The following is an 18,025-nucleotide window of genomic DNA, read 5'->3' as shown; positions in this document are numbered from 1 at the left end:
AAAGGGGGAACAACCATGAAAAACAAACTTGCACTTACACTGGCGGGTTCCGCACTCGCTCTGGCGCTGGCGACGCCGGCGTTGGCAGAAGCCTGGTATCCTTATCCGGCACAAGCCGTCGAACCGGCGTTCTCCGCCGACGGCAAGGCGGTCGACATGTCCTACTCGCCGCTCGAAAAGGCGGAGAAGCCCTGGAACATCTGCGTTTCCTTCCCGCACATGAAGGATGCCTACTGGCTCGGCGTCGACTACGGCGTCGCCGAAGAGGCGAAGGATCTCGGCGTGAAGATGAACCTCGTCGAGGCAGGCGGCTACACCGAACTCTCAAAGCAGATCAGCCAGATCGAGGACTGTGTCGCCGGCGGGGCCCAGGCCGTGGTCATCGGCGCCATCTCCTTTGACGGCCTCAACAACCTCGTCAGCGAGATCAAGAAGAAGAACATTCCGGTGATCGATGTCATCAACGGCATTTCTTCGCCCGACGTCACCGCCAAGTCGCTCGTTTCCTTCTACACCATGGGCTTTGAGACCGGCGCCTACCTCGCCAAGAAGCACCCCGCTGGCTCCGAGGAGGTGAAGGTAGGCTGGTTCCCGGGCCCGGCCGGCGCCGGCTGGGTGGAAGCCGCCAACAAGGGCTTCCTCGAAGCGATCAAGGGTTCGGCCGTCAAGGCGCTGGAGCCGAAATATGGAGACACCGGCAAGGAAGCCCAGCTGAAGCTGGTCGAGGACGTGCTGCAGGCCGAGCCCGACATCCGCTATGTCGCCGGCACGGCGGTGACGGCGGAAGCCGCCCAGGGCCTTATCCGCGAGCGCGGGCTCAAGGGCAAGGTCGACCTCCTCGCCTTCTACATGACGCCCGGTGTCTACGAAGGCATCAAGCGCGGCTTCATTCTCGCCGCGCCGGCCGACTCCATGGTCGTCCAGGGCCGTATCGCCGTCGACCAGGCGGTGCGTGCACTGGAAGGCAAGGAATTCGTCAAGCACGTCGGGCCGAAGATCTTCGTGGTCGATCCGTCCAACGTCAAAACGGTGCCGCAGACCAACATTCTGCCCCCGGACGGCTACAAGCCTGTCTTCTCCGTCAACTGATCGCGCAGGTTCCGGCGTCTCACGGGCGCCGGAACCCTCTCCCGGCAGCAATGATTGGACTGATACGAAAATGACCTCGCGGCCACCCCTGGTGGAAATGACCGGCATTGCCAAATCCTATCCCGGCGTGCGCGCGCTCGACGGTGTCGACTTCACGCTCCGGGCCGGGGAAGTGCACGTCCTCTTCGGCGAAAACGGCGCCGGCAAATCCACCCTGATCTCCATCCTCGCCGGGGTTACCGCGCCGACCGAAGGCGTCGTCCGGATCGACGGGGAGGAGAAGCAATTCCACTCGGTCAACGACGCGCGCGCGGCCGGCATCGGTGCGGTGTTCCAGGAATTTTCGCTGGTGCCGACGATGACGGTCGCCGAGAACATCTTTCTCGGCCAGGAGCCGCGGAAGATGGGGCTCGTCCAGCGCCGGCGGATGTATGCCGAGGCGCATGTCCTCTTCACCGGCCTCGGCTTTCCGATCGACGTCCGCCGATCGGTCGTCTCGCTCTCGCGAGCCGAACAGCAAATGGTCGAGATCGCCAAGGCTCTGCACCAGCAGGCCCGGATCCTCATCCTCGACGAGCCGACCGCCTCGCTGACCGAGCGAGAGACACACAAGCTCTTCGAATTCATCGACCGCGCCAAGGCGCGCGGCGTCGGCATCGTCTACATCTCCCACCGCATCCAGGAATTCAAGGCGATCGCAGACCGCATCACGGTGCTCCGCGACGGCCGCCTGATCGGTACGATCGGCGCCGAGAGCCTGTCGGAAAAAGCACTCGTCGAAATGATGACGGGCCGCAAGATCGACGAGATCTACCCGCACATCGCACGCAGTCCGCAACCGGAGCCGATCCTGACAATCCGCGGACTGAAGGCCTGGGGCGTTGACGGTGTCGACATCGACGTCCGCCGCGGCGAGGTTCTCGGCGTTGCAGGTCTCGTCGGCTCCGGCAAGTCGCGCACCTTCCGCGCCGTCATGGGCCTGCTGCCGACGGCGGGCGGTACGGTCACGTTGATGGGACGTGACAGGACCGGCGCGACGACGCCAGAAATGATGCAAAGCGGCGTCTTCTTTCTTCCCTCCGACCGAAAGGAAGAAGGACTGCTGCTCGGGGCGAGTGCGCGCGCCAACATCGCGCTTTCCATTCTCGACCGGCGCGACACCCGCAATGCTCTCGGCCTCATCTCGCCCGCAGCGCTACGCAGCCAGTCGAGCGAGATCGGACGCAAGGTCGATCTCAGCGAGGCCTTCCTCGAGCGCGGCACATCCAAGCTCTCCGGCGGCAACCAGCAGAAGATCCTCTTCGGCAAGAGCTTCGGCAGGGACTACGACGTCTATATCTTTGACGAGCCGACAGTCGGCGTCGATATGGGCACCCGCGCCGCCCTCTATCGCATCATCAAATCCATTGCCGAGGCGGGCAAGGCGGTGGTGGTGATATCCTCCGACCTACCGGAGGCCATGCACCTCGCCCACCGGCTGATCGTCTTCCGCAACGGTCGCATCTCGGCCGAACTGGAAGGCGAGGCCATCCAGGAACAGGCGGTTCTCGGCGCCTTCTTCGATCAGGAAAGAAAAACGGCATGACCAGCAAGCTCGAAACCGCGTCGGTCTCGGACGCCAAGCAGACCTTCTCCGCGCCGGCCGCACTGAAAGCGGTCTTCATCAGGCTCGGTGTCCTGCCCTTCTTCCTCGTGGCAGCCCTCATTCTCTTCACGCTCGCCTCGAAACAGTTCCTGACGCTCGACAACCTCACCAATGTCGCCCGTCAGTCGGTCTATCTCGTCCTCGTCTCGCTCGGCCAGATGCTGGTTCTGGTGACAGGAGGCTTCGACCTCGCCGTCGGGACCTCGATCGCGCTCACATCGGTCGTCTCCGCCTCCGTCATGGTCTATTTTGCGGCCCAGTTCCCCGACATGGTCTGGCTGGTCATCGTCCTCGGCGTCTCGGCGGGCTTCCTGTCGGCTCTGGCGCTCGGCATGCTGAACGGTATCGGCATCGCGCAGTTCGGGGTTTCGCCCTTCATCATGACGCTCGGGGTGCAATCCGTCGGCGCCGGCATCGCGCTCTTCCTGACCGGCGGCGTGCCGATCGGCAACCTGCCCTTCGAGTTCGGTGATTTCTTCGGTTTCGGTCGTGTCCTCGGCGTGCCCGTCCCGGTCCTGGTCGCCATCGTCGCGATTGTCGGCATGTGGATCCTGATGAACCGCACCCGAAGCGGCGCCCGCATCTATGCGATCGGCGGCAATATCAAGGCGGCCAACCTTTCCGGCATCAACACCAAGCGCACGCTGTTCCTCGCCTATATCCTCTGCGCTTTCCTGGCCTCGGTCGCCGGCGTGCTTCTGACCGCCCGCGTCGAAAGCGGCGAGACCAATCTCGGAGGCACGATCGCACTGGAATCGATCGCCGCCTGCGTCATCGCCGGCGTCTCGCTGAGGGGTGGCATCGGGCGTGTAGAAAGCGTGGTCCTCGGGGCCTTCTTCATCGTGCTCGTCCAGAACGGCATGAACCTCATGCAGATCGGCTCCTACATGCAGATGGTGCTGCTCGGCTCGCTGCTGATCCTCGCCGTCGTCATCGACCAGTTCCGCTACCGCATGCTCGTCGGCAACAGGTGAGCGGGGAATCCCGAAAGAACGCGGTGTCGGCCTCGCTCCCCGGGGCCGACATCGGCGCAGATGACGCCGTCGGCCTTTCCAGATTGCCCGGCGAGACGAGACCGGCATCGAGCGGGCTTTCCCGCGCCCGAATGCCCGAAACGTTCCGACCATCCTTCATGCATTCGACGGCGTGACCGGCGCTACTGTCATCGCGAGTTGGTGGCAGCAGATCTCCAGGCCCGCGTCGCAACCAGGCACGCGATCACAAGCAGCATTGTTGCCGCCACGAAAGGAAGTTGTGGCGATACCCGGTGAAGGCCGGCGCCGGTGATCGGGCCAATAGCCTGCCCCAGCCCTTGCGCCACTACGTTCACGCCCGCAGCTTTGCCTTGAGCTCCGGGGCCGGTCTCCAGACTGAGCGCGGCCAGGTTACCGGTAAGCATCAGTCCGAGACCGATGCCGAGCAGAATGAACGTGGCAACGATGGTGAAATAGGCCGTCGCCACGGTGCAGATCAGCATCGCGGTGACAGCTATCACGGCTCCCACGCCCAGCAGCCGAGTGGCCTCCCACCGGAAGACGCGGACCGCAGATGCCTGCACCACGATCATGGCCAGCGCCGCCGCCATCAGCGCCGCGCCTCCACGCGAAATCGACTCCTCGACCGAGAAGCCGAAAGAGTCCTGCAGGCGGAGAGCCGTTACCTGTTGCAGCACGCTGTAGGCAGAGATCGACACGAGCGTGATCACGAGGAATGGCCAGATGCGACCAATCGGCAGGTGACCGTCGGATATCCTTGCTGAAGCTGTGCGAGGAGGTTCCTTGGCTACCCAAAGCACGCTCAAAAAGGCAAAGCTTGCCAATCCCGCAACGAGAGAGAATGCCATAACCGGATTTTCTCCGCCGAGTTGCCAGGCGAGCCCGGCCCCGGCTATTGCGCCGACACCTATACCTGCGCCCAGCGTGCCCATACCATTCGCTCGCTGCGCCGGGCCTGTAATGTCCGCCATGAAGGCTTGGGCCGCGGGCAAGATGCCGCTGGTCACCGCGGCCTGGATGGCGCGCACGAGTGCAATCAGGATGAGTGCGAGGAAGACACTCAAGCCACCCGAAATCCGAAAATGCACAATCGTTCCAAATCCGATGGCGGCCAATATACCGCCCGTAAGAGAGGCCAGCAGGACTGGCCGGCGTCCGACACGTTCACTGAGGTAGCCCCATCCAGGAGCCGACACCATGAGCAGCAAGGCAGAAAGGCTGAGAATACCCCCGATCTGGAGGTCAGTGAAACCCAGCCGCCGGCCAAGCGGAGGAAGGACGACAAGAAGAAACGACTGTCCTGCCGTAAAGACCATCAAGGTCAGGAACAGCGTCGCCTGCGTCCAGGACGCCTTCGTTTCGACGTCCCGTTTTTGCGCGAGAGCGTTGTCCATCTGCTACTCCGATCCGTCGCCTTCGGAGTAGCGTCGCAGCGCCTGCGCGTTCGTGACGGCGATGGACCGGTAGGTGTAACTTACCCAGCCGGCGTCAGCAAACCGTTGCATTGCTGCGTTGACCTGCTGGCGGGACGCATTTGCCATGATCCCGATGTCCGTTTGGGACAGAGGTATCGCCACATCACCAAGCCAGCCCGTCCGTTGCAGGACGGACGCAATTCTGCGCCCGACATCGCGCGTTTGCAAATCGTGAACGATCCGGACGAGCACGTCGACGGTAAATACGGCGTTCATCCCGATCGCCCGGCTGACGCCGGGATCGCGGGCCGCCATCTGCTCCAGTGCGTCGAGAGGCACGTGCATCATCAGGGCGCCTCCGAGGGCGCGCAACTCGACCCTGCGTGGCCGGCCGGTCAGGAACGGTCCCTCTCCCGTCCATGCTCCCGGCATTCCAACGTGGATCAAACGCGGAATCGCGTCGGGAGGTGCCGAATTGACGGTGAGCGAGCCGGCGACAAGCCCGTACATTCCCCCGACCGGATCGCCGAACCTATAGATTATCTGGCCTGGAACGAACTGCTGCAAACGCGCATGCCGAAACAACTCCGACCGGAAGGATTCGGTCATGGTCGAGAGCCAGGCGCCCTTCCTCATGACCTCTTCCGCTTTCTCTCGCGCAAGATCCAACATGGTTTCTCCACATTGCTATCCCCCCAGACAGAATGCCTTCGGCCAATCGAATGCGGTGCCAGGCCCGGCAGCCTGTTGGCCACCTGAGCAACAAACCTTGTCGCGCCACGTTCCGCAGCCGGGAATGGCAGATCGACGCGATAACAACCTAAACTTCAAGGATTGTCCAGCCACGGCGCTCTGCAGCAGACCGATGGGCAGACCGGTCGCACACGGCAGGTGGTCGTCTGCGAACACATGTCGGCGGCAACGATGGCGCGTCGAAGACGACTGCGGGGACAGGGGTGCAAAAATCCACCCGCCTAGGCACACGGCAAAAGGCGCGAACGGCGCGAACCAAAACTACCTCAAATTGTCTGAATTCGGACAATGTGGCGTCGAAAAACGTGCAAATTGAACCTGCCGGCCGTCACACGTGACGGCATTTACACGCATAGAACGGCGCAAGCGTCTGCCGACGGGCCGCCGGACGGGCCGGAGTGGGTGCTACTGACCACGCGCGCACTCCTGTTCCGAAACTGAAAGCCGAGCCGGATCGGAATCCATACCTGATGGCAGAAGGATCTATCAATGAAAGCGAATTCAATCTCGGCGGCAGTGCTTTTCAGCATGGCGGTGATTGGCCCTGTGAGTGCCGCCGATCTTCAGCAACCATTCATCGTTCCCGACGCCAAACCGGCTGAGGACGACGGCTGGAGCCTTGCCGTAAGCCCCTATTTTTGGGCGGCCGGCATCTCCGGCGATGTCGCGCAGTTCGGCCTGCCGGAGGTGCATCTCGAATCCGATTTCGGCGACATTCTGAAGGATCTCGATTTCGGATTCATGGCGATCGGCGAAGCGCGTCACGGTCGCTTTAGCATCTTCGGCGACGTCATCTACACCAAGGTGTCCTCCGGGGTTTCCACGCCGCTCGGCATCGTAGCTGAAAGCGTCGATACCACGTCGGAGACATTCGCCGGATTTGTCGGTGCCGGTTATGCCATCTTTCAGGACGACCGCGGCAACCTTGATGTCGTCGCTGGTGCACGGCTCTGGCATGTAAGCACCGAAATCTCCTTCTCCGGCGGACTTCTGGACGGCGTGTCGGACAGCGACAGCGCCACCTGGGTCGACGCCATGGTCGGGGTGCGCGGGCGATATTTCCTGACCGATAGTCTCTACCTCAGTGCCTGGGGACTGATCGGTGCCGGACAGGCGGACCTCGACTGGGATATCGCCGCCGGCCTCGGCTACGAGTTCAATGACCGGATCTCAGCCGTCGCCGGATATCGCGCGCTCGGCGTCGACTACAGCAATGACGGCTTCGTGTTCGACGTGGTCCAGCAAGGTCCGATCCTTGGCCTCGTCGTTCGCTTTTAGCCGTTCACCGACAATCCGAGTGTTTTCAATTCCAACTTTGGAGCATCTTATATGTCTCTTGCAACATTGAGACTTTCGACGATTGCGGCAACACTGCTCGCCGCCTTGCCTGCTGCTGCCGATCCGGTTCCTGTCAACAGCGACAACTTCGTGCGGGCCGAGAGCGACCTCTATTTCTCCGGCATCGCCGCCAACGGAGGCTTCGGTAAGTTCGACCATACGCGGGAAATGGCGCCGCTTGACAAGCAGACCGTCATTCGCCTGAACCGGGACACGCTTTATTCTTCCGCCGTTTTCGATCTGGATGCGGGACCGGTGACGATCACCGTGCCGGAGTCCGGCGACCGGTTTGTGTCGCTGCTCGTGATCGACGAGGATCACTATGCCCACGGCGTATACTATGGAGCTGGATCGCATACCTTGAAGCGGGAGGACATAGGCACCCGGTATGTGGCCGCCGCCTTTCGCTTCTTTGCCGACCCCGCCGACGCGGACGACATGAACAAGGTTCATGCGCTTCAGGATGCGATTACGGTCGAGCAGGCAGCACAGGGTCAGTTCGAGATCCCCGAATGGGACGCAAAGAGCCGGGACAAGACCCGTCGCGCACTCCTCGATCTCGGCGCCTTGCTGCCGGACACCGCGAAGATGTTCGGATCGCGCGACGAGGTAGAGCCGGTCCGACACCTGATCGGGGCCGCGCTTGGATGGGGTGGAAACCCGGACAAGGAAGCGCTCTATCTCAATATCACGCCCGAAAAGAACGACGGCAAAAGCGTCTATCGGCTGACCGTGAAGGATGTCCCCGTGAAGGACTTCTGGTCGGTCACCGTCTATAACAAGGACGGCTTCTTCACACCCAACAAGCTGAATGCGTATTCGCTGAACAATGTGACTGCGCAAAAGACCGCGGATGGATCGATCACGATCCAGTTCGGAGGCTGCGACGGCAAGATTGCCAACTGCCTGCCCACGCCCGAGGGCTGGAACTACATGGTTCGCCTCTACCGGCCCGAGACGCAAATCCTGGATGGAACGTGGAAATTCCCCGTCGTGGAGGAAGTGAAATGAGACGTCGCACGTTTCTGAAGGCCACCACCGCAATGATGACGCTGTCGGTGTCGCCGATCCAGGCATTCGCCGGGGAGGACACCAGAGCGATCGCGCGCGAGGCTTATATCTACACCTATCCGATGGTGAAGAACTACCTCACCATGTACCAATATGCGCTCGAGCCGGGCGGCGGCCAATACAAGGGACCGCTCAACACGATGGTGAGTATCGCCAGAGTCTACACGCCGGACGACACGGCGATCATCACGCCGAATTCCGACACGCCCTATTCCTTCATTGTTTTCGATCTGAGGGCGGAACCCGTCGTGGTGACCATGCCGCCGATCGAGAAGAACCGCTACTACTCACTCCAGCTCATCGACCTCTATACCAATAATGTCGACTACCCGGGAACACGGATCGACGGCAACGGAGGCGGCAATTTCCTGATCGCTGGCCCAGGCTGGAAGGGAGACCTGCCCAAAGGCATCAAGCGCGTCATCGACATGCCGACCACCCTGGCTATCGGCATCGTCAGGACGCAACTCTTCTCGCCCGACGATCTCGAGAGGGTGAAGGAGATCCAGGCGGGCTACAAGGCGCAGTTGCTTTCCGCCTATGCGGGTACGCCGGCTCCGCAGGCTCCGCCGGCCGTCGAATGGTTGCCGATCTCCGACGAGAAGATGGTTTCCGACTACTGGTCGCTTGCCGCTTTCCTTCTGCAATTCGCCCCGCCCTACTCGGGTGACGAAACACAGCGCAAGAGCCTCGGCATCCTTGGGATTCGGGACGGCTCACCATGGCCTCCAGAGGACCTCTCGCCAGACACCGAAAAACTGATGAAAGAGGTCGCTGTAACGGCCGAGCGGGAAATCCGCGACGTCGCTGCGAGCCTGACGGATTCGTCGAAGATATTCGGCTCACCGGAATTCATGAAGGGCCAATACATGGTTCGTGCCGCGGCAGCGCAGGGAGGCATCTACGGCAACTCCGTGCAGGAGGCTCTCTATGTCATCTATGGCTTCGACGCACAGAACGCGCCCCTCGACGGCAGGACGGGAAGATACACTTTGACCTTCACCTCGGAGACGCTTCCACCGGTCGATGCCTTCTGGTCGATCACGATGTACGACAGACCGAAGCAGCTTCTCGTGGCCAACCCGATCAATCGCTACCTCATCAACTCATCGATGCTTGCAGACCTGAAGAAGAATGACGAGGGTGAGATCGTTCTCTACCTGCAGAACGAGAGCCCGGGTGCGGACCGGGAATCCAACTGGCTCCCCGCTCCGAAGGACGCATTCTATGCGGTGATGCGGCTTTACCTGCCAAAGCCTGAAGCGCTTGATGGCCGATGGAAGCCATCGGCGATAAAGATCAGCTAGGGATGGCACGGGGTTCCCACGACGAATGATCTCAAATGCCTGAGAGGCGTCCTGGAATAGCGCCATGCGGCAATCATCCACGTCGGAACCCCTCACCAAGCTCCGCTGGGAAGCCGGAATGGCGTCCGGCTTTCTCTCAATCGGTTCGCGGATTCGCAGGCGAATCCTTTCTGGAGTCCCCATGCGTCGGATGCTTCTCATCGGTGCTCTTCTTGTCCTTCAGGGATGCGGACATCCGGCTGGAGTCATGACGCCGGTCAAGCCGGCAGCCCATGCCTCGAAGACGTCGCAGGTGGAGATGCTGGTCGCCACCAACCGTCAGCCGTCCGGTGACCCCGGAACCCTGTTCAACGGCGAGCGCAGCCCGAAACCGTTTTTGACGGAAGTCGCGGTTTCCATTCCGCAGCGAAGGGAGCCCGGCACCGTGCAGTGGCCCCGACAATTGCCACCGAACCCGGCCAAGGATTTCGCGGTCACGCGCGTGCAACAGATCGAAACCCTATCCGAGGCAACCGCGTGGTTCAGGCAACACGTCTCGGGCGGACACGCGCTGGTCTTCGTTCACGGCTACAATAACAAATATGAGGATTCTGTCTTTCGCCTTGCCCAGATTGTCCATGACAGCCGAATGCAGGCTGCTCCGATCCTCTTCACCTGGCCCTCTCGCGCCAGGCTTACGGCCTACGAGTATGACAAGGAGAGCGCCAACTACTCCCGGACGGCCCTGGAGCAATCGCTGCAGGTCCTCGCGTCGAATCCGGATGTGAAAGACATCACGATTCTCGCCCACTCGATGGGGACATGGCTCACGATGGAAGCGTTACGTCAGATGGGCATCCGTCATGGTCAGGTGAACCCAAAGATCACCAACGTCATTCTGGCGTCGCCGGACATCGACATCCAGGTCTTTGCCAAGCAATTCGTCGAGATGGGGCGCCACACAGCCAGGTTCACGATCTTCGTATCTCAGGATGACAAAGCGCTCGCGGTTTCGAGCCTGATTACCGGGAGAGTACAGCGCCTCGGTTCGGTTAATCCCGCCGACGAACCTTATCGCTCCAAGTTCGAGCAGGCGGGCATCGCCGTCGTTGACCTGACAAAACTCGATACCGGCGACAGCCTCAATCACGCAAAATTCGCGGAGAGCGCGGACATCGTCCAGCTCATCGGCGGGCGGCTGATGAAAGGACAAACACTGACGGATTCCCAGGTGACACTGGGCGATGGCGTAGCGGCCGTGATCGGCGGGACCGCCCGCACGATCGGCACGGTCGCGGCAACGACCATCTCCGCGCCGCTGCATGTCGTCGAGGATCCGCAAAAGCCGGCATCGCCGCCGGATGTTGGCCAAACGCTCACCGACGCTGCTGACGACAAGCCTCTCCTCCAGTGATCTGAAGGTCAAACAAATCCCGCAGAGCTGCTCATCGAGTTCGACTAGCTCTTCACTCCTCTCGTCCGAGCCTGTCGAAGCCATGTCACTAGAGCGGAGCATGAGTCCGCTCTGGATTTTGCTTGGCTACTGCGGCACGTTGCCGCCGCAGAGGATCGTCGCGACGGATTCTCCCTTGAGCCTCTGCCGGTGTTCCAGTGCGGCGGCCACACCGGCCGCGCCGGCGGGCTCCACGACGAGGCCGTAGTGCTGCTGGCAAAAGCGCATCGCCGACCGGATCGTTTCTTCGCCGACAGTCCATACATCGTCGACTGTCATCTTCATCGATTCGAGCGCGTATGGGACCGGTTCACGAACGGCGATACCGTCGGCGCTCGTTGGTGCCGACGGTGTTGGAAGATACTCGCCGCGCTCCCAGGAAAGGAGCATCGCCGGGGCTTTCGCGGCGACGACACCGATCACGCGACAAGAGGGCATCCTCGCCTTGATCCATGTACCAACGCCCGTCAGAAGAGCACCATTGCCGAGGGGCACGAGCATGGCGTCGAGCGCGATGCCACGTTTCTCGCTCTGCCTCGTGAGCTCGAGTGCGATCGTGCCAGCACCCTCGGCGATAGCCGCATGGGCGCCGTCCTCGACGAAGGCATAACCCTTCTCGGCAGAGAAGCGGCGCGCCTCGACCTTCGCTGCATCGAAATCCTCGCCGTGGAGGAGCACCTCGGCTCCAAGCCCGCGCATGGCGGCGATCTTCAGCGGGTTGGCATTTGTCGCCGCGAAGATGATCGCCTTGCGTCCCCGCTTGGCAGCCGCATGGGCGAGCCCCTGGCCGAAGTTTCCGGCAGAGGCCGCCACGAGCGGAATGCCGGTGGACGACATCGTCTGGAGAAGCCAATCGGTTCCGCGCCCCTTAAAGGAACGGAGCGGGTTCAGCGTCTCCACCTTGGCGTGAAGCGTGAGCCGAAGTTCGGCATCGGCTGCGTCATGCCGGATGAGCGGCGTGTCGACAAAGAGTGGATCGATCGCGTCATAGGCGGAAAGGATGCCGTCGATGCTGGGGAGATGTTGCAAATCAGTCATGTGGGCAGCATAGCTGTCCGGATCGGGAAAATTCGTCAAACAGAGCCAGCCAGATGGATAGTTCACCCAGAAAGCGCGCAACCTCGAATGGATCACCCGAACACGTCACCGCCGTCGACCGGGAGATCCTGGCCATCCTGCAGGAGGATGCCCGCGCGACAATCGAGGACATCGCTGCGCGCACCGGTCTTTCGCCGTCCTCGGCGCAGCGGCGGCTGCAGCGGTTGCGGGAGCAGAAGGTCATCCTCGGCGACGTCTCGATCGTCGACCCGAAAAAGGTGGGACTCGGCGTCACCCTGCTCGTCGAGCTCGAACTCGAGCGGGACCGGCCGGAGCTCATGGCCAACCTTCATCAGTGGATTGCGAGGACGCCGGAGGTGCAGGAAGCCTGGTGCATCACGGGCCGCGGCGACTACACGCTCGTCGTCGTCTGTGGATCGATCGACGACTTCGATACCCTCGCCGAGCGGCTGGTGAACGAGAACCCGAATGTCCGCAAATTCACCACCCACGTCGTGCTGAAGACGCTGAAGCGCGGGCTTGCCGTCCCGTTGAAGTGACGACCGGCTCACGCAACCCGCGGCGTCTCCCCCGCGAGCACCATCCGGAAGAGGTCGGCATCCACATTGGCGCCGCTGAGAATGATGCCGGTCCTCTTCCCGCGCATGGCGTTGCGCTCCTGGAGAAGGGCGGCGAGCGGCGCGGCACCTGCTCCCTCGGCGACATTGTGGGTGGTGCGATAGAATACACGCATTGCCGAGGCCATGCGCCCGGCCTCCATCAGCGCGCCTTGCTCGAACGCCCCATGCCCGTCTGAACGTCTCCAAAGAGGCTCTTTGCGACGGCGCAAATTCAGGGGTCTTTTCGGTGTCGAAGTATCCGGATTCTACCAGAGATGAAGCAAGCATCCGTTGCTCAAGGGCAAGGCGCTGGTTACAGACGTTTCGACAACTAACGGAACTCGGTGAAATTCCGAGACGGTCCCGCCGCTGTAACCAGATACGAGTCTCAGGAGGCTTTGTCCGCCACTGTCCGGCCCTGGACGGGAAGGTGCCTGAACCCGGCCACGCTGGAAGTCAGAAGACGAGTTGATCCGCAACCGAAATCCGCCCGATGGCAAACGGTGGAATGATCGGCGTCACGTGGAGGACCCGTATGTCTGCAGAAATGAGCCTCACTTCGGGGCAACAACCAACCCAGTCCTTTGAAACCGTCGCCGCCTTGCGAAAGGCGCTAAGCCAGCTTCCACAAGGCGACGCGCGAGCCGCGGAGGCCGCCGCCACCCGTGAGGGCATGCTGACCAAGCCACCCGGAAGCCTCGGGCGGCTCGAGGAGACCGTCGCCTGGCTTGCCCGCTGGCAAGGGCGCTACCCGCCGGTCATGGACCGGCCGCAAACCTGCGTCTTCGCCGGCAATCACGGCATCGCCGAGGCAGGCGTCTCCGCCTATCCGCCAGTCGTCACAGAGCAGATGGTCCTCAATTTCGAGAGAGGGGGCGCTGCGATCAACCAGTTGAGCGCCGAACTGGGGGCCAGCATGACGGTCGTTCCCCTGGACCTTTCCCGACCGGTCAGGAACTTCCTGCACGCGCCCGCCATGACGGAAAGCGAGTTCCTGGAAGCTTTCAATGCGGGAATGCACGCCGTGCGGCCGGATGCCAGCATCCTGTGTCCCGGAGAGATGGGCATCGGAAACACGACATCGGCTTCGGCTCTGTGCCTTGCGCTCCTCGGCGGCCCCGCCGTCGAATGGTGTGGCCGCGGCTCAGGCGTCTCCAATGACGTCCTGAAGCGAAAGGCCGAGATCATCTCAGAGGGGGTCGAACGCCATCGGGAGGCGATCGATGACGGTCTGGACGCCCTGCGGATACTCGGTGGACGCGAGATCGCCGCCATGGCTGGCGCCATTCTCGCCGCGCGCCTGCTTTCGATCCCGGTCATGCTCGACGGATTCATATGCTCCGCCGCCGCCCTTGCCCTGTATTGCAGCGGCGTAGACGCTCTTGCGCATTGCATGGTGGGACACGCCTCCATGGAGCCCGGCCACCGGCGACTTCTCACCCACCTCGGTCACCGGCCGCTTCTCGATCTCGACCTCAGGCTTGGGGAAGGAACCGGGGCGGTGCTGGGCGCAATTCTCGCAAAGGCCGCCCTGCGTTGCCACCTCGGCATGGCCACGTTTGCCGAAGCCGGCGTGGACAGCGGCGCAGCCTGACAGCCGGCGTGGACGCCGGGCCGTCACCGGCATTCACCTGGAAGTCATAGTGGCCTCGGGGAGGGATGGGGAGATCCCTCCCCGGGCATGCAGGCATCTACTATCTGGCGAGGAAGGCCTCGATGCCTTCTGCGGCCTCTGCACTTTCCCAGCGGTCCGTGAGCAGTTCCGCGGTCCGCTCGAAGTGCCCTGAGAGGCTCTGGCCACCGAGTTCCAGACAAAGCGCTTTTGCCGCTGCGACCGCCCCCGGCCGCGTCTTCAGGATCGCTGCGACTTCAACCTCGACGCAGGCATCCAGTTGTTCTGGTTCCGTGACGCTGGAGACGAGGCCACATCTCAGGGCGAAGGCGGCGTCGAACGGTTTGGCCGTGAAGAAAACCTGCCGGGCGTAGCCCTCGCCGATACGGCGAACGACGAAGGGACCGATGGTTGCGGGGATGAGCCCGAGGCGGGTTTCGGTGAGGGCAAAACGGGCGGTTCCCACCGAAACGACGATGTCGCAGACTGCCATCAGCCCGATACCGCCGCCATAGGCGTTCCCGTGAACCCGGCCGATCAGCGGTTTCGGGAGGGCATTGAGTGCCGAAAACATCGCAGAAAGCGCCCGGCTTTCCTGCATTTTTCCGGCACGATCCTTGTCCCGCTGCTCTCGCATCCAGCCGAGATCGCCGCCGGCACAGAAACTTGCCCCGTTCCCGGCGAGCACGACGGCACGCAAGCTCTCATCCGCGCCGAGGATTTCTGCAGCTCTCGTGAGTTCGGCGATCATCCGGGCATTAAGCGCATTATGCTTGTCGGGACGGTTCAGTGTCAGGCGCGCTATGCCGCGCTCGTCGGTGTCGATCAGGATCGTTTCGAATTCCGTCATGCGTTCCTCCTGGAAAGACGCTCGATCCGCTGCTTGATGAAAGCTTCGGCGCGTTTCAGTTTCTCCGGATCGATCCCGGTCTCGAACCCACGGGCCTCAAGCAATTCCACGAGCGGTCCGGTTGCGACATTGCCCTTGGCGCCCGGTGCATAAGGGCAGCCGCCGAGCCCGCCGACGGCGGAATCGAAGGTTCTCAGCCCATAGCCGAGAGCGGCCTCGACATTGGCGAGCGCACGATTGCCGGTGTCGTGGAAATGCCCCGCCACTTGCTGGGCCGGCACCGACCGCAGGACCTGCTCCAGCATGGCGGATACTGTGTCCGGTGTACCTGCGCCGATCGTATCGCCGAGCGAGATTTCGTGGCAGCCGAGCCCGACCAGCCGTTCGGCGACCACCCGCACCGCGTCCGGCGCAACGATGCCTTCATAGGGGCAGGCGACGACGCACGAGACGTAACCGCGGACCGGAACGCCGGCTGCGTTTGCCATTTCCATGACGGGCGCAAAACGCTCGAAGCTCTGCCCGATCGAACAGTTGATGTTCTTCCGGCTGAAGGTCTCCGACGCGGAAGCGAAGATCGCAACCTCGTCGACCTTTGCGGCAAGTGCTGCCTCCAGTCCCTTGAGGTTCGGCGTCAGGGCGCTGTAGACCACGCCCGGGCGGCGCACAATGCCGGCGAGAACCTCGGCGGCATCTGCAAGCTGCGGCACCCATTTCGGCGAGACGAAGCTCGTGACCTCGATCTTGCGGAAGCCGGCTTCGGAAAGACGGTCGACCAGCGCGATCTTGTCGGCGGCCGCAATGATCTCCTTCTCGTTCTGCAGACCGTCGCGCGGACCGACTTCGTAGACCGTGACGAACTCAGCCATCGACCGCGTCCTCCGTCATCCGGATGAGCACGGCGCCGCCCTCCGCCTGCCCGCCCTCGGTGCAGAAGACGGCGTCGACGAGGCCGTCGCGCGGGCTCCTCAGCGTGTATTCCATCTTCATCGCTTCCATGACGACGAGCCTGTCGCCGGCCTTCACGGCAACACCTGCCTCGACGTCGACGAGGCGGACGACGCCCGTCATCGGCGCGAGGATCTCGCCGGAGTGGTGGTGCGCGGCATCCTCCCCTTCCAGCGGGTCCGGGCTCTCGAAGACGTAAGTCTCTCCGTCGAGCAGAACCGAGATGTGTCGCCCGCCGCTGTGGGCATCTACGGCGATACGGGCGTCGACCCTGGCGCTGCCGTCCTCGCGCACCAGGCGGGCCGAAAAGGCCCGGCCGTCAAAGGCGATATCCTCGAACAGCACCACTCGCTCACCGCCCGAGAGCCGGACACGTCCGCCGCCCGAGACGATGCGGCGTTCGATGACCTCTTCGCCCGCATGCAGGGTCACGCGATGACTGGCCTCGCCCCAGAGCCTGAAGCCGCAATGCGGTCCGTTCAGATCGAGACCGGAGGCCGCAAGCGCCGCGATCAGAATGGCCTTTTCCGGCACGTCGGGCCGTGCAACGAGGCTGTCCATGCCCCGGTCGATGACGCCGGTATCCATGCGTCCCTGCCGGAAGGTCTCGTCTCTGCAAAGCGCGCGCAGAAAGTCTCGATTGCTGGTGAGTCCGGTAATGTGCGTGGCGTTGAGCGCATTCTTCAGCCGGACGATCGCCTCGTCGCGCGACTTGCCGTGTGCGATCGCCTTGGCGATCATCGGGTCGTAATAGGGCGAGACCTGATCGCCGGCGCGAACGCCCGCGTCGATGCGGATGCCCTCGCCGCTCCCGAACTCCAGGTGATCGATCCGACCCGCCTGCGGCAGAAAACCGTTCGCCGGATCTTCGGCATAGAGGCGCGCCTCGACGGCGTGGCCGAGAAGCCGGATGTCGTCCTGTTGCACCGGCAACGGCTCTCCCGCCGCCACGCGCAATTGCCACTCGACCAGATCGTAGCCGGTCACCATTTCGGTCACCGGATGCTCGACCTGCAGGCGCGTGTTCATTTCCATGAACCAGAAGCCGTCCGGCCGGAGCGGCCCCGAGCCATCGGCGATAAACTCGACCGTCCCGGCGCCTTTGTAAGCAACGGCTTTCGCTGCCGCGATCGCAGCCTCGGTCATCACAGCCCGTACAGCGTCCGTCATGCCCGGTGCAGGCGCCTCCTCGACCACCTTCTGGTGCCGACGCTGCAGCGAACAGTCACGCTCGAACAGATGAACGACATTGCCACGGCCGTCGCCGAAGACCTGCACTTCGATATGGCGCGGCGAGGAGATGTACTTCTCGATCAGGACACGATCATCCCCGAACGCGGACTTCGCCTCACGACGGCAGCTTTGGAGCGCAGCATCGAAGTCGCCCTCATTCTCGACACGGCGCATCCCCTTGCCGCCGCCGCCCGCCGACGCCTTGATCAGCACGGGATAGCCGATCTTGGCGGCTTCGCCCTTCAGGAAGGCAGCATCCTGGTCGTCACCGTGATAGCCCGGCACCACCGGCACGCCCGCTTCCTCCATCAACCGCTTGGCGGCGTCCTTCAGCCCCATCGCGCGGATCGACGCGGCGTCGGGACCGATGAAGACAAGTCCCGCCTTCTCCACCGTCTCGACGAAATCCGGGTTTTCCGACAGGAATCCGTAGCCGGGATGGATTGCTTCTGCACCGCTGGCAAGGGCTGCCGCGACGACCTTGCCGATGTCGAGATAGCTTTCGGTCGCCGGCGCTGGTCCGAGGAGAACCGCCTCGTCGGCGAGCGCGACGTGCAATACGGCGCGGTCAGCCTCCGAATAGACGGCGACGGTCCGAATTCCGAGCCGTCTCGCCGTCTTCATGATGCGGACGGCGATTTCACCACGGTTGGCAATGAGGATTTTGGAAAACATCGTC

Annotated in this window: 16 protein-coding genes and 1 riboswitch; of the genes, 9 read left to right on the top strand and 7 right to left on the bottom strand. The window is 62.7% G+C overall.

The window, feature by feature from the left end; all coding sequences use genetic code 11:
* Positions 1–15 precede the first annotated feature (15 nt).
* The 3 genes from torT (at position 16) to ACM6UT_RS10885 (ending at position 3,708) form a co-directional block, all read left to right on the top strand.
* Positions 16–1,089, top strand: a complete 1,074-nt coding sequence (gene torT / locus ACM6UT_RS10895; RefSeq protein ID WP_416797363.1) for a TMAO reductase system periplasmic protein TorT — start codon at positions 16–18, stop codon at positions 1,087–1,089.
* 70 nt (positions 1,090–1,159) lie between these two features.
* Positions 1,160–2,674, top strand: coding sequence for a sugar ABC transporter ATP-binding protein (locus ACM6UT_RS10890; RefSeq protein WP_416797362.1), 1,515 nt, complete (start codon positions 1,160–1,162; stop codon positions 2,672–2,674).
* A complete protein-coding gene (locus ACM6UT_RS10885; protein WP_416797361.1) occupies positions 2,671–3,708 on the top strand; it encodes an ABC transporter permease in 1,038 nt (345 codons plus the stop codon). The genes ACM6UT_RS10890 and ACM6UT_RS10885 overlap by 4 nt, the downstream gene beginning before the upstream one ends.
* Before the next feature lie 188 nt (positions 3,709–3,896).
* Here ACM6UT_RS10885 and ACM6UT_RS10880 read toward each other — a convergent pair whose 3' ends face one another.
* Both ACM6UT_RS10880 and ACM6UT_RS10875 read right to left on the bottom strand, forming a co-directional pair.
* The gene (locus ACM6UT_RS10880) at positions 3,897–5,123 is read right to left on the bottom strand and encodes an MFS transporter (protein ID WP_416797360.1); all 1,227 of its coding nucleotides are present in this window, start codon (positions 5,121–5,123) and stop codon (positions 3,897–3,899) included.
* A 3-nt stretch (positions 5,124–5,126) separates the two neighbouring features.
* A complete protein-coding gene (locus ACM6UT_RS10875) occupies positions 5,127–5,780 on the bottom strand; it encodes a Crp/Fnr family transcriptional regulator (RefSeq protein WP_416797359.1) in 654 nt (217 codons plus the stop codon).
* Positions 5,781–6,386: 606 nt separating this feature from the next.
* Here ACM6UT_RS10875 and ACM6UT_RS10870 point away from each other — a divergent pair.
* The 4 genes from ACM6UT_RS10870 to ACM6UT_RS10855 all read left to right on the top strand — a co-directional run bounded on the left by ACM6UT_RS10870 (position 6,387) and on the right by ACM6UT_RS10855 (position 11,006).
* Positions 6,387–7,175 (top strand): hypothetical protein, encoded by a 789-nt coding sequence (locus ACM6UT_RS10870; RefSeq protein ID WP_416797358.1) that lies wholly within the window; start codon positions 6,387–6,389, stop codon positions 7,173–7,175.
* Between the two features lie 51 nt (positions 7,176–7,226).
* Positions 7,227–8,246, top strand: coding sequence for a DUF1214 domain-containing protein (locus ACM6UT_RS10865; protein ID WP_416797357.1), 1,020 nt, complete (start codon positions 7,227–7,229; stop codon positions 8,244–8,246).
* Positions 8,243–9,613: a DUF1254 domain-containing protein gene (locus ACM6UT_RS10860; RefSeq protein ID WP_416797356.1), complete on the top strand. Its 1,371-nt coding sequence runs from the start codon at positions 8,243–8,245 to the stop codon at positions 9,611–9,613. The genes ACM6UT_RS10865 and ACM6UT_RS10860 overlap by 4 nt, the downstream gene beginning before the upstream one ends.
* Positions 9,614–9,794: 181 nt before the next feature.
* Positions 9,795–11,006, top strand: coding sequence for an alpha/beta hydrolase (locus ACM6UT_RS10855; RefSeq protein ID WP_416797543.1), 1,212 nt, complete (start codon positions 9,795–9,797; stop codon positions 11,004–11,006).
* Between the two features lie 126 nt (positions 11,007–11,132).
* Here ACM6UT_RS10855 and ACM6UT_RS10850 read toward each other — a convergent pair whose 3' ends face one another.
* The gene (locus ACM6UT_RS10850; protein WP_416797355.1) at positions 11,133–12,083 is read right to left on the bottom strand and encodes a threonine ammonia-lyase; all 951 of its coding nucleotides are present in this window, start codon (positions 12,081–12,083) and stop codon (positions 11,133–11,135) included.
* 53 nt (positions 12,084–12,136) lie between these two features.
* Between ACM6UT_RS10850 and ACM6UT_RS10845 the strand changes: the two genes are divergently transcribed.
* A complete protein-coding gene (locus ACM6UT_RS10845; protein WP_416797354.1) occupies positions 12,137–12,643 on the top strand; it encodes an Lrp/AsnC family transcriptional regulator in 507 nt (168 codons plus the stop codon).
* A gap of 8 nt (positions 12,644–12,651) precedes the next feature.
* Here ACM6UT_RS10845 and ACM6UT_RS10840 read toward each other — a convergent pair whose 3' ends face one another.
* Positions 12,652–12,849 (bottom strand): hypothetical protein, encoded by a 198-nt coding sequence (locus ACM6UT_RS10840; protein WP_416797353.1) that lies wholly within the window; start codon positions 12,847–12,849, stop codon positions 12,652–12,654.
* Between the two features lie 190 nt (positions 12,850–13,039).
* Positions 13,040–13,168, top strand: a riboswitch (cobalamin riboswitch).
* 70 nt (positions 13,169–13,238) lie between these two features.
* On the opposite strand from ACM6UT_RS10840, the gene cobT reads away from it, so the two are divergent.
* On the top strand, positions 13,239–14,297 hold the full coding sequence (cobT, locus tag ACM6UT_RS10835; protein WP_416797352.1) for a nicotinate-nucleotide--dimethylbenzimidazole phosphoribosyltransferase: 1,059 nt from the start codon (positions 13,239–13,241) through the stop codon (positions 14,295–14,297).
* A 100-nt stretch (positions 14,298–14,397) separates the two neighbouring features.
* Here cobT and ACM6UT_RS10830 read toward each other — a convergent pair whose 3' ends face one another.
* The 3 genes from ACM6UT_RS10830 to ACM6UT_RS10820 are packed head-to-tail and all read right to left on the bottom strand — an operon-like array spanning position 14,398 to position 18,021.
* The gene (locus ACM6UT_RS10830; protein WP_416797351.1) at positions 14,398–15,165 is read right to left on the bottom strand and encodes a crotonase/enoyl-CoA hydratase family protein; all 768 of its coding nucleotides are present in this window, start codon (positions 15,163–15,165) and stop codon (positions 14,398–14,400) included.
* Positions 15,162–16,034: a hydroxymethylglutaryl-CoA lyase gene (locus ACM6UT_RS10825; RefSeq protein ID WP_416797350.1), complete on the bottom strand. Its 873-nt coding sequence runs from the start codon at positions 16,032–16,034 to the stop codon at positions 15,162–15,164. Before ACM6UT_RS10825 ends, ACM6UT_RS10830 begins: the two co-directional genes overlap by 4 nt.
* On the bottom strand, positions 16,027–18,021 hold the full coding sequence (locus ACM6UT_RS10820; protein ID WP_416797542.1) for an acetyl/propionyl/methylcrotonyl-CoA carboxylase subunit alpha: 1,995 nt from the start codon (positions 18,019–18,021) through the stop codon (positions 16,027–16,029). The genes ACM6UT_RS10825 and ACM6UT_RS10820 overlap by 8 nt, the downstream gene beginning before the upstream one ends.
* Positions 18,022–18,025: the final 4 nt, after the last annotated feature.

It is taken from the genome of Ciceribacter azotifigens (assembly GCF_048159625.1).
GTDB lineage: Bacteria > Pseudomonadota > Alphaproteobacteria > Rhizobiales > Rhizobiaceae > Allorhizobium > Allorhizobium azotifigens.
The sequence above is the reverse complement of the archived record's forward strand: the minus strand, read 5'-3'. Positions and strand labels throughout refer to the sequence as shown.